We start from the raw sequence: 11,436 nt of genomic DNA on the forward strand, positions 1-11,436 counted from the left end.
GCCCAGGCCCTGCCGGTGCTGCGCGAGGCGGCGCGGGACGCCGAGGACGCGCTCGTCGCACTGCGCCGCTGATCCGGCCGTCACAGTCGGTCCCGCCCGCCCCGGGACCGGCCCCGGCCGCGCCCGCGGCCTACCCTGGAGGGGCCCACCGCCGAGGAGAAGGAGCCAGGATGTCCCGCCTGTCCCGCGCGCCGGGCCTGCGCCGCCCCCGGCTCCTGGACCCGTGGCGCCGTCCGCTGCTGCCCCGCCTGCCCTGGCACGTCATCCTCGCCGCCTCCCTGGCCGGCGCCGCCACGATCGCCACGCTCAGCATCGGGCAGGACCTGACCTCCTTGCCCCTGCTCGTGGGCGCGTTCGGCTCGTCCTGCGTGCTCGTGTTCCTCGTGCCGCACGGCCCGCACTCGCACCCGGCCAACGTGCTCGTGGGGCACGTGGCCGCCGCCGCGTGCGGGATCGCGGTGTCCTCGGTCCTGCCGCTGGCCTGGTACTCGCTCGCGGCCGGGATGGGGCTGGCCATGGCGGTGATGGCCGGGCTGCGGGTCATCCACGCCCCGGCCGGGGCCACGGCGCTGTCCGTGATGCTCGTGGAGGCCGGCTGGGACTACCTGCTCGCCCCGATCCTCTCCGGCGCGCTCGTGCTCACCGCGTGCGCCCTGCTCTACCGCCGCCTGATGTGGCGGGTCATCGGGCCCCCGCCGCCCCCGGCCTGAGACGGCGCCGCCCCCGGCCGGAGCCGGGGGCGGTGCGTCGCGGTGGTCCTCGCGGGACTCAGAGCGGCCGGCCGGCCGCCAGGTCCTCGTCCACCTGCGCGAAGACCTCCTGGGCCAGCTTGAACGCGACGTTCGCGGCCGGCACCGAGGAGTAGATCGCCGTCTGCAGCAGGATCTCCTTGATCTCGTCCCGGCTCAGCCCGTTGCGCAGGGCTGCGCGCAGGTGCATGGCGCACTCCTCCCAGTAGCCGCCGGAGATCATGGCCGTGATGGTCACGGCCGAGCGCATCCGCCGGTCCAGGCCGGGGCGGGTCCAGATGGTGCCCCACGCGTACCGGGAGATGAGGTTCTGGAAGTCCTCGGTGGTCGCGTCCTTCTTCGCCTCGGCGCGGTCCACGTGGGCGTCCCCGAGGACCTCGCGGCGCACGGCCATGCCGGCGTCGAGGATCTCCTGGGAGGTGCGCTCCATCTGGTGGCCGAGGGGGGTCTGCCCGGCGTCCGCGCCGCCGGCGTGCTCCGTCCGCCCGCCGCTCACTTGGCCGCCTCCTGCACGGTCGTCAGGAACGCGGCGAGCGCCTCGGCGGTGGCCACGGGCTGCTCGAGCGGGGCCTGGTGGGCGGCGTCGTCGAGCGCGACGACGGTGGTCCCCGGCACGGCGGCGGCGATCTCCTCGCCGGCGGCCGGCGGGGTGACGGCGTCGTGCGCGCCGTGGACGGTCAGCACGGGCACGCGGATCTCGCCGAGGCGCTCGCGCACGTCGAAGCCGGCGAGGGCCTCGCACAGGCGCGCGTAGGAGTGGCGGTCGGCCTCCTGCAGCGTGTGCAGCAGGTCCGTGGTGCGCTCGGGGTGGCGCTCGATGAACCCGGGGGCGAACCAGCGCTCGGCGGAGCCGGCCACCATGGTGGGGGTGCCGGCCTTCTCCACGAGCTCGGCGCGCTCGTGCCAGGCCTTCGCCTCGCCGATCTTCGCGGCGGAGCAGACCACGGCCACGCCGGAGACCACGTCCGCGTGCTCGAGGGCGAGCTGCAGGGCCACGCAGCCGTTGAGGGACACGCCCGCGTAGGCCAGGGGCACGTCGGCGGGGATCGCGCCCTCGTCCTTCAGGCGCGCCACGGCGGCGACGACGGCGTCGGCCAGCTCGGCGATCGTGAACGGGTCGGCGTGGGGCGCGGAGGCGCCGTGGCCGGGCAGGTCGTAGCCGATGACGAGGGTGTCCTCGGCCATCCGCTGCGCGGCGAGGGACCACAGGGCGTGCACGCCGGTGCCGAGGCCGGCGCCGACCAGGAGCACGCGCGCGGGCGACTCGGCAGCCTTCAGGAGGGTGGTGGTGACGGTGGGCTGGGCCATGGGGAGGGTCCTTCCTCTGGAGGGTCGGGGGCGGGCCCGGCGCGGCGTCTCCGGCCTGGCCGGGGGACGCGCACGCCGGGCGCGCCGGTCAGGCGTCGATCAGCTCGGCGTGGGCGGCGAGGATGCGGTCCACGAGCGCGCCGGCCTCGCCGGTGTACCCGGCGGGGTCGAGCAGCTCGTCGAGGCGGTCGTCCGAGACGGTGTCCGGCATGGCCTCGCGCAGCAGCGCGCGGAAGTCGCCGCGGCCGGCGAGGGAGTCGTCCACGGCGCCCTGGATCGCGGCCTTGCCCGCGCCGGGCTCCCCGGACGCCTCGTCGATCGCCGGGGCCAGCTCGGCCATGAGCCGCTCGGAGACGAGCACGGGGCCGCTCCGGGCGAGGTTCTCCGCCATGCGGTCCGCGTTCACGCGCAGGCCCTCGGCGAGCTCGCGGGTGAGGGAGGCGGCGCCGCCGGCCACGCGCAGCAGCTGGCGCAGGGCCGGCCACTCGGCGTGCCACGCGCCGTCCGGGCGCTCGTCGTTGGCGGCGCCGGCGGCCGTGTAGACCTGCGCGAGCATCCCCGGCGCGGACAGCGCCGCGGAGTGCACGAGCACGGAGAGCACGGGGTTCTGCTTGTGCGGCATGGCCGAGGAGCCGCCGCGGCCGGCCGCGAGGGGCTCGCCGAGCTCGCCGTTCTCGATCCGGGAGGACAGCAGCACGTCGTTGGCGATCTTGCCGCACGCCGCCGTGACGTCCGCGAGCGCGGCCGCCACGCCGGTCACCGCCATGCGGTTGGTGTCCCACGGGCCCGCGGGGGCGCTGAGCCCGAGGCGGGCGGCGAGGTCCTCCACGAGCGTGAACACGGTGACGGACTCGTCCAGGCGGCCGGCGCGGTGCGCTCGGTCCACGTGGCCGGCGAGCGAGGCCATGGTGCCGGCGGCGCCGCCCCACTGCACGGGCAGGGCGGCGGTGGCGCGCTCCAGGCGCTGCGCGGCCTGCCCGACGGCGTCGAGCCAGTTGGCGGCCCGCAGCCCGAAGGTGGAGGGCAGCGAGTGCTGCCCCAGGGACCGGGCGACCATGGGTGTGCCCCGGTGCTCGCGGGCGAGCCGGGCGAGGGCCGCGGCGAGGGCGCGCAGGTCCTCGCCGAGGTCCCGGCCCACCTGGGCCGCCATCGCCATGAGCGCGGTGTCGATGATGTCCTGGCTCGTGGCGCCCATGTGCACGGCGGAGCCGGCCGGCAGCTGTGCCCGCAGCGCCTTCAGCGAGGGGATCAGCGGGTTGCCGCCGTCCTGCGCGGCCCGGGCGATCGCCACGAGGTCGTAGCCGGCCGGATCGCACGCCCGCTCGGCCTGCTCCGCCTGCTCGTCGGTGGCCAGGCCGTGCCGGGCGAGGACCGCCACCCAGGCGGCCTCCACTTCGAGCATGCGCTGCAGGAAGGCGCGGTCCGCGGTGGACCGCGCCACCGGCCTGCCCGCCCACGCGGGGTTGAGCAGGCCGGCGTCGGCGCTGAGGTCGAGGGCGTCCAGGTCCGTCATCAGTCGTGCTGCGGGTACTCGATGCCGGGGAACTGCAGGAACACGGTCTCCTTGTCCGCGTGCTCCCCACGGCCCTGGATCCACACGTCGAACCGCAGCGAGCCGTCGTCGAGACGCTCGGCGATCAGGGTGCGGCGGCGCTCCTCGGGCAGGGACTGCAGCAGGGGGTCGGCCGCGAGGGCCTCCGTGTCCTCCGGCAGGTAGACGCGCGTGTGGAGCTTGTTCAGCAGGCCGCGGGCGAACACGACCATGCTGATGAACCGTGCCGTGCCCTCGCCGGTGGCGCCGGGCTCCACCGTGGAGAAGGTGTAGGTGCCCACGTTGTCCACGGTGGCCCGGCCCCAGCCGGTGAAGGTGAAGCCGTCGCGCACGAGGGAGCCGTCCTCCTGGGAGATGACGCCCTGGGCGTCCGCCTGCCAGATCTCCAGCATGGCGTCCGGGATCGGGTCCCCGTTGCCGTCGTACACGGTGCCGGTGAGGCGCAGCGCGTCCGCGCGGCCCGGGGGCACCAGGTTCTGGCCGTCACGGAAGGGCAGGTGGACCTGCTCGTAGCCGTCGGCGTAGCCGAAGAACGGGCCGATGGTCTGGCCCGGGGTCGGGATGAGCCGGCCCTGCGCGTCGCGCTCGCTGTTCTCGTCGATCCGCATCAGTGATCGCCCTCCTCGTCTTCCATCCAGGTGCGGTGGCTGCCTGTGAGCACGATGTCCCAGTGGTAGCCGGTGTTCCACTCGTGCTCGGAGACCGAGTGGTCGTAGGTGGCCACCAGGCGGTCGCGGGCCTTCTGGTCCGTGATGCCCTGGTAGATCGGGTCCAGCGCGAACAGGGGATCGCCCGGGAAGTACATCTGGGTGATCATGCGCTGGGTGAAGTCCGTGCCGAACAGCGAGAAGTGGATGTGCGCCGGGCGCCACGCGTTGTGGTGGTTCTTCCACGGGTACGGCGCCGGCTTGATGGTGGTGAACTCGTAGAAGCCGCGGTCGTCCGTGAGGGTGCGGCCCACACCGGTGAAGTTCGGGTCCAGCGGCGCCGGGTGCTGGTCGCGCTTGTGCACGTACCGGCCGGCGGCGTTGGCCTGCCAGATCTCCACGAGCTGGCCCCGCACGGGGCGGCTCTGGCCGTCGAGCACGCGGCCGCGCACCTTGATGCGCTCGCCGATGGGCTCGCCGTTCTGGCCCACCGTGAGGTCGGACTCGAGCTGATGCACGTCCCGGTGGCCGAAGGCCGGGGACCACAGCTCGATGCTCTCCGGGTCCGCGTGCGCCATCGCCTTGGTGGGGTGGCGGAACACGGAGGAGCGGTACGGCGGGAAGTCCAGGCGCGGCTGGGTCTCGCCCGAGACCTGGCCGTGGACGGCCGCCATCTCCTCGCTGATCTGCTCCTGGGAGTCCTGGGTGGCCGCGGGGTCGAGCACGCGGGCGTTGTCGAACGTGTCGTCGTCCTGCTTCTGCACGGGGTCGCTCACGTCGGCTCTTCTCTCTTCTCAGGGTCTGGGGTGGTGGAGGCGGCTCAGCGGTGCGGCCAGCCGGTGTACTGCTCGGCCAGGTACTGCTGGCCGAACCGGGAGCTGACCACGTTGAGCAGCTCGCCGCGCACGCGCATGTCCTCGAACTCCGAGGCCTCGGGGCGGGCGTGGAGCATGGTGGTCATCCAGTACGAGAAGTTCTGGGCCTTCCACACGCGGGCCAGCGCGGAGTCCGAGTAGGCGTCCAGCAGGTCGCGGGAGCCGGTGGAGGCCCACGAGTCCAGCGCCTCGAACAGCACCCGCACGTCCGCGAAGGCGAGGTTCAGGCCCTTGGCGCCGGTCGGCGGGACGGTGTGCCCGGCGTCGCCGGCGAGGAAGACGTTGCGGTGGCTCATCGGCGTGCGCACGAACGAGCGGAAGCCCAGCACGGTCGTGTCGATGATGGGCCCGGTCTTGAGGGTGAAGCCGTCCGGGCCGGCCACGATCTTCTGCAGGCGCTCCCAGATCCGGTCGTCGGACCAGTCCTCGACGCGGGTGGCGGGGTCGCACTGGAAGTACATGCGCTGCACGGTCTCGGAGCGCTGGGAGATCAGGCCGAAGCCGTGCTCGGAGCGGGCGTAGATCAGCTCGGGCGAGGACTTCGGGGCCTCGGCGAGGATGCCGAACCACGCGAACGGGTACTCGTTGAAGTAGTCCTTGCCCTCGGTGCCGGCCTGCAGGGCCTTGCGCACGGTGGAGCGGGAGCCGTCCGCGCCCACGAGGATGTCGCAGCGCAGCTCCTCCACGGGGCCCTGCTCGCCGCCGGCCACGGAGCGGAAGCGCACGCCGGGGGTGTCCGAGTCGATGTTCAGGACCTCGACGACCTCGGTCTCGAACCGCACGTCGCCGCCGTCGCGCTCCCGGGCCGCGGCGAGGTCCACGAAGACCTCGTTCTGGGCGTAGAGGGTGACGGTGGCGCCCACGAGCTCGGGGAAGTCCAGCGCGTGGGACTCGCCGTCGAAGCGCAGGAAGATGCCGCGGTGCTCGTCGCCGACCGTCTTCACGCGGCCGTCCACGCCGGTGTCGGTGAGCATGTCCACGCTGGGCTGCTCGAGGATGCCGGCGCGGTGGGTGTTCGCGATGGTCTCGTGGTCGCGGGACTCGAGGACCACGTTGTCGATCCCCTGCTTCGAGAGCAGGTGGGAGAGCATCAGCCCGGCGGGGCCGCCGCCGACGATGCCGACGCGGGTGCGGGTCACGGGCTGCTGGGTCATGGCGTCCTTTCGACGGGGGCGTCACCGGTCCGGCCGGCCACGGTCGGTCCGCGCAGGGGTGCCTCGGCCGGACACGGTCCCACCCATCGTGTGGCGTCCGCCACGGTCGGCGGGCGGGCGTTCTCACTCAGTGAGAATCCCCGCCGACCGCCCGGGCGATGCCGCGGGCCGCCGTCATCAGCAGCGGCGGCACGCCCGGCGTGTAGGGCGCGTCGCACGGGACCACGGCGCCGAGGGCGGCCACCACGATGCCGTCCGCCCGCGTGACGGGCACCGCGATGCCGCGCGCCTCCTCGTCCAGCGCCCCGTCCACGGCCGCGTAGCCCTCACGGCGGATCCCCGCTAGCAGGGCCCGCAGGTGCGGCTCCGTGGGCGCGGTCACCCGCACCCTCGCGCCCGCCGGCGCAGCGCCGCCGGCCTCGCTGGGGTGGTGCTCGACGGCGACGCCCAGCTGGGCGCGGTGCCGGGCGATGAAGCGCTCGGCGACGTCGGCCGGGGAGTGCGCCAGCAGCACGAGCCCCAACGAGGTGGTGAACGGGGGCAGCCGCCCCGCCACCGCGGCCTGGTTCACCACGGCCCCCTGCGAGGAGAGCCGCTCGAGCACCAGCACGCCCTCGTCGTCCAGCACGGCCAGCTGCGTGTTCTGGCGCAGCACCGACTGCACGTCCACCAGGAACGGCATGGCCGTCCGCGCCAGGGACATGCTCGGGGCACTGCGGGAGGCCATCTCCCACAGGCGCAGGCCGGGCCGCACGAGGCCGTCGTCGTCCTTCTCCAGCAGCTCGGCGCCGACCAGCCGCTCCACCCACCGGTAGGCGGTGGGCAGGGGCAGGTCGGCGCGCCGGGCCAGCGCGGCCACGGTCATGGCCGGCCGCTCGGCGTCGAAGGAGCTGAGGATCCGGATCAGCCGGTCCAGGGCGCCGCTCACGTCACCGGCTCACTTCAAGAAGTCGCGGGCCACCTCGAGGAAACGGTCGTTGGCCTCCTGCTCGCCGATGCTCACGCGCACGCCCTCGCCCGCGAACGCGCGCACGGACAGGGCCTTGGCCTGGGCGGCCGCGGCGAAGTCGGCGGTGCGCTCGCCCAGCGGCAGCCACACGAAGTTGGCCTGGGAGGCGGGCACGTCCCAGCCGGCCTCGGCCAGGGCGGCGGCCACGCGCTCGCGCTCGTCCACCACGAGCTGCACGCCCTCCAGAACCTCGTCGAGGTGCTCGAGGGAGGCGATCGCGGCCTCCTCGGCCACGGTGGACACGGCGAACGGGGTGGCCACGGTGCGCAGGGCCTTCGTGATCTCCGGGCGGGACACCGAGTAGCCCACGCGCAGGTTCGCCAGGCCGTGGGCCTTGGAGAAGGTGCGCAGCACCACCACGTTGGCGTGCTTGCGGTACATGTCCAGGCCGCGCACGGCGTCCTCGTCCCGGACGAACTCCACGTAGGCCTCGTCGATGACCACGAGCACGTGCTCGGGCACCTCGGCCAGGAAGCCCTCGACCTCGGCGGTGGTGAGCACCGGGCCGGTCGGGTTGTTGGGGGTGCACAGCAGGATCACGCGGGTGCGGTCCGTGATCGCGGCCAGCATGGCCGGCAGGTCGTGGCGGTGGTCCGCGGTGAGGGGCACCTGCACGTCCACGGCGCCGGCGGTGCGCACCACGATCGGGTAGGCCTCGAAGCTGCGCCAGGCGAAGATCACCTCGTCGCCGCGGCCGGCCTCGCCATGGCCGGCGAAGGCGGTGATGACCTGGGAGAGGGCGCCGAGGGAGCCGGCGCCGGTGACGACGTCGTCCGCCGGGACGTCCAGGTGCGCGGCCAGGGCCTCGCGCAGCCCCGTGGACAGGGTGTCCGGGTAGCGGCAGAGCGTGCTGGGCGCGCCCTCGGGGCCGGTCACGACCCCGCGCACCCGCTCGATGACGCCGGCCACCGGCGCGTGCGGGTTCTCGTTGGAGGACAGCTTGTAGGGGCGCAGGCCCGGGACCGCCACGGGCGGCTTGCCGGCGGCATAGGGCGGGAGCATGCCCACCTTCTTGTGCGGCGCGACCGCGGCGGGCGTGGGCTGGGCGTCATCAGTCATGCGTCACAGGGTAGTCGCGGCCGCACGCGCGGGCGCGGCGGCCGGGCCGGGGGCGGGGAGGGGGCGCGGCTCAGGCCGCGCCGAGCGAGGCGGCCACGGCCTGAGCCGCCTCCTTCAGGCGCCCACCCAGGCGCTCCGGGTCCTCGGGGCGCGTGGCGTAGACGACGGCGAGGGCGGCCGGCAGCTGCCCCGGCACGCTCAGCGGCACCGCCACCGAGGAGACCCCCGTGATGACCTCGTCGCGGCTGACTGCCCAGCCCCGCTCCCGGGCCTCCCCCAGCTCCGGGCGCTCCGGGGCGGCGGCGCCCCGGCGCTGCTCCCACTCCTGCTCCGGCAGGGCGAGGGCCACCGCCATGCCCGGCGCGCCGATGCCCAGCGGGTGCCGGGTGCCGGGGCGCTGGGTGACGAGGTTGCCGCGGGGCGGCTCCACCGTGGCCAGGGTGAGGCAGGTGGAGCCGTCCCCCACCACGAGGAAGGCGGTCATGCCCAGGTCGGCCGAGACGGCGGACAGGTGCGGCATGGCGGCGGTGCGCAGGTCCTGCTCCACGCGGCGCGCGAGGACGGCCAGGCCGGGGGCGCTGTGGACGCGGCCGAGGGGGTCGCGGCGCAGCAGGCCGTGCGCCTCGAAGGTGCGCAGCACGCGGTAGGCCACCGAGCGATGCACGCCGAGTCCGTCGGCGAGCTCGGCGATGGTGGGCGGCTCGGCGGCCTCGACCACCGCCTCGAGCAGGGCGAGCGCGCGGGAGAGGGTCTGGGAGGGCGCGCCCTCCCGGGCGGGCGCGGGGCCGCCGTCGTCCTCTGCCATGCCGCACCTCTTCCTCGTCCGCCTGGAAAGCGCGACGCGCGGGGCGCGTCACGGACACGCCCACCTGTTGTGAACGGGGTCACGTCGTCGTACAGTCTGTCACATCAAGTTCCCCCTGGGAACACCGTGTTCTCTGAGAGAACACGCCGTCGGGTGGCACGCGCGCCGCGCAGCGACGTCCCCCGTAGCGAAAGGACCCCCCATGCTCTTCCACCACCACGGCTACGTCTCCACGAACCCGCGCGTCCAGCCCGCCGCCGGCATCGGCCTCGACCGCCCCGCCGAGCTGCCGGACGAGATGGACGTGCTGATCGTCGGCTCGGGCCCGGCCGGCATGATCGCCGCCGCCCAGCTCGCCATGTTCCCGGACGTCCACACCCGCATCATCGAGCGCCGCCCCCACCGCCTCGAGATCGGCCAGGCGGACGGCATCCAGGCCCGCTCCGTCGAGACCTTCCAGGCCTTCGGCTTCGCGAGCGAGATCATCGACGAGGCCTTCGACCTGACCTCCATGGCGTTCTGGAACCCCTCCTCGGAGGACGCGGACACGATCGTGCGCACCTCCCTGGCCGAGGACGACCCCGAGGGCGTCTCCGAGTTCCCGCACCTGATCGTCAACCAGGCCCGCATCCTGGACTGGTTCGCCGAGTACATGAAGAACTCCCCCACCCGCGCCGAGCCGGACTACGGCTGGTCCTTCGAGTCCCTCGAGGACTCCGCCGAGGGCGAGTACCCCGTCCTCGTGACGCTGCGCCGCACGGTGGACGCCCAGGGCAACGCCCTCGAGGACCCCGCCTCGGGCCCGACCCGCCAGGTGCGCGCCAAGTACGTGGTGGGCGCGGACGGCGCGGGCTCCCGCGTCCGCAAGGCGATCGGCCACACCCTGACCGGCGACGCCTCCAACCACGCGTGGGGCGTCATGGACGCGCTGGCCGTCTCCGACTTCCCGGACATCCGCACCAAGTGCGCCATCCACTCGAGCACCGGCTCGATCCTCCTGATCCCCCGCGAGGGCGGCCACCTGTTCCGCATGTACGTGGACCTCGGCGAGGTCCCGGCGGACGACGACCACAAGGTGCGGCAGACCCCGATCGAGGAGATCATCCGCCGCGCCCAGCAGATCATCCGCCCCTACACCCTCGAGGTGAAGGAGGTCGCCTGGCATTCGGTGTACGAGGTGGGCCACCGCCTCACCTCGGGCTTCGACAACCGCGAGCGCGTGGCCCACCCCAACGTGTTCCTGCTCGGCGACGCCTGCCACACCCACTCCGCGAAGGCCGGCCAGGGCATGAACGTGTCCATGCAGGACGGCTGGAACCTGGGCTGGAAGCTGGGCCAGGTGCTCTCCGGCGTGGCCCCGGCCGAGCTGGTGCCCACCTACTCGGAGGAGCGCAAGGAGATCGCCAAGAACCTGATCGACTTCGACAAGGAGTGGTCGACGCTCATGGCGAAGCCCACCTCCGAGCTGGGCGACCCCAACGAGGTGGCCGACTTCTACACGAAGACCGCCGAGTTCCCCGCCGGCTTCATGACGGAGTACAAGCCCTCGATCCTGACCACGGACGCCACGGGCCAGTCCCTGGCCGCGGGCTTCCCGATCGGCAAGCGCTTCAAGTCAGCGCTGGTGGAGCGCTCGTGCGACACCAACGTCAAGCACCTGGGCCACCTGCACCGCGCGGACGGCCGCTGGCGCGTGTACGTCTTCGCCGACGCCGCCTCCCCCCGCTCGGCCGACTCGAAGGTCGCCGCCTGGGCGAAGGCCGTCGAGGAGGACCCGCGCTCCTTCCGCAACCGCCACACCCCCGCCGACGGCCCGCAGGACGCGCGCTTCGACGTCAAGGTGGTCTACCAGCAGAAGCAGACCGAGTTCGCGCACCCGGACGTGCCGGCCGTGTTCCGCCCGACGTCGGGCGACCTGCGCCTGCTGGACCTGAACAACATCTTCGCCACCTGCCAGCCCAAGCACGGCGAGGACATCTTCGAGGCCCGCGGCATCAGCCGCGACGGCGCCGTGGTGGTGGTCCGTCCGGACCACTACGTCTCCGGCGTCTTCGGCCTGGACGAGGTGGAGCGCCTGAACGAGTTCTTCGCGGGCGTGCTGCTCGACGCCTCTTGACCCCGTCAGGGGCGGCGGGCCCGCACCGAGCCGCCGGGGGACCGAGCATCACGCTCGGGCCCCCGGCGGCTCTCGTCGTCCGGGGGCGACGCCGCTCCGCGCCCCCGCCGCGGCGGCTCAGCGCCGTCCCGGCCCGCCCGGGGCCACGGGCGAGGGCTACCC

General features: G+C 74.1%; 11 protein-coding genes. 2 read left to right on the top strand and 9 right to left on the bottom strand.

The window, feature by feature from the left end; genetic code table 11:
- Positions 1-170: 170 nt before the first annotated feature.
- A complete protein-coding gene (locus NWP10_RS07785) occupies positions 171-710 on the top strand; it encodes an HPP family protein (RefSeq protein WP_017488047.1) in 540 nt (179 codons plus the stop codon).
- 58 nt (positions 711-768) lie between these two features.
- Here the strand turns inward: NWP10_RS07785 and pcaC are convergent, their stop codons facing one another.
- The 9 genes from pcaC to NWP10_RS07830 all read right to left on the bottom strand — a co-directional run bounded on the left by pcaC (position 769) and on the right by NWP10_RS07830 (position 9,158).
- The gene (gene pcaC, locus NWP10_RS07790; RefSeq protein WP_051039960.1) at positions 769-1,179 is read right to left on the bottom strand and encodes a 4-carboxymuconolactone decarboxylase; all 411 of its coding nucleotides are present in this window, start codon (positions 1,177-1,179) and stop codon (positions 769-771) included.
- Positions 1,180-1,241: 62 nt separating this feature from the next.
- Entirely contained in the window at positions 1,242-2,057 is an 816-nt protein-coding gene (locus NWP10_RS07795; protein ID WP_158492619.1) for an alpha/beta fold hydrolase, read from the bottom strand.
- A gap of 88 nt (positions 2,058-2,145) precedes the next feature.
- Entirely contained in the window at positions 2,146-3,570 is a 1,425-nt protein-coding gene (locus NWP10_RS07800; protein ID WP_258300462.1) for a lyase family protein, read from the bottom strand.
- Entirely contained in the window at positions 3,570-4,217 is a 648-nt protein-coding gene (pcaG, locus tag NWP10_RS07805; protein ID WP_158494025.1) for a protocatechuate 3,4-dioxygenase subunit alpha, read from the bottom strand. Before pcaG ends, NWP10_RS07800 begins: the two co-directional genes overlap by 1 nt.
- The gene (gene pcaH / locus NWP10_RS07810; protein ID WP_258300467.1) at positions 4,217-4,930 is read right to left on the bottom strand and encodes a protocatechuate 3,4-dioxygenase subunit beta; all 714 of its coding nucleotides are present in this window, start codon (positions 4,928-4,930) and stop codon (positions 4,217-4,219) included. Before pcaH ends, pcaG begins: the two co-directional genes overlap by 1 nt.
- 146 nt (positions 4,931-5,076) lie before the next feature.
- A complete protein-coding gene (locus NWP10_RS07815; RefSeq protein WP_258300463.1) occupies positions 5,077-6,285 on the bottom strand; it encodes a 4-hydroxybenzoate 3-monooxygenase in 1,209 nt (402 codons plus the stop codon).
- A 127-nt stretch (positions 6,286-6,412) separates the two neighbouring features.
- Positions 6,413-7,213, bottom strand: a complete 801-nt coding sequence (locus NWP10_RS07820; RefSeq protein WP_258300464.1) for an IclR family transcriptional regulator — start codon at positions 7,211-7,213, stop codon at positions 6,413-6,415.
- 9 nt (positions 7,214-7,222) lie between these two features.
- Entirely contained in the window at positions 7,223-8,353 is a 1,131-nt protein-coding gene (locus NWP10_RS07825) for a histidinol-phosphate transaminase (protein WP_017488054.1), read from the bottom strand.
- A gap of 70 nt (positions 8,354-8,423) precedes the next feature.
- Positions 8,424-9,158, bottom strand: a complete 735-nt coding sequence (locus tag NWP10_RS07830; RefSeq protein ID WP_258300465.1) for an IclR family transcriptional regulator — start codon at positions 9,156-9,158, stop codon at positions 8,424-8,426.
- Positions 9,159-9,360: 202 nt separating this feature from the next.
- Between NWP10_RS07830 and NWP10_RS07835 the strand changes: the two genes are divergently transcribed.
- Positions 9,361-11,274: an FAD-binding monooxygenase gene (locus NWP10_RS07835; RefSeq protein WP_258300466.1), complete on the top strand. Its 1,914-nt coding sequence runs from the start codon at positions 9,361-9,363 to the stop codon at positions 11,272-11,274.
- Positions 11,275-11,436: the final 162 nt, after the last annotated feature.

The organism is Micrococcus sp. HG099 (genome assembly GCF_024723355.1).
GTDB classification, from domain to species: Bacteria; Actinomycetota; Actinomycetes; order Actinomycetales; family Micrococcaceae; genus Micrococcus; species Micrococcus endophyticus.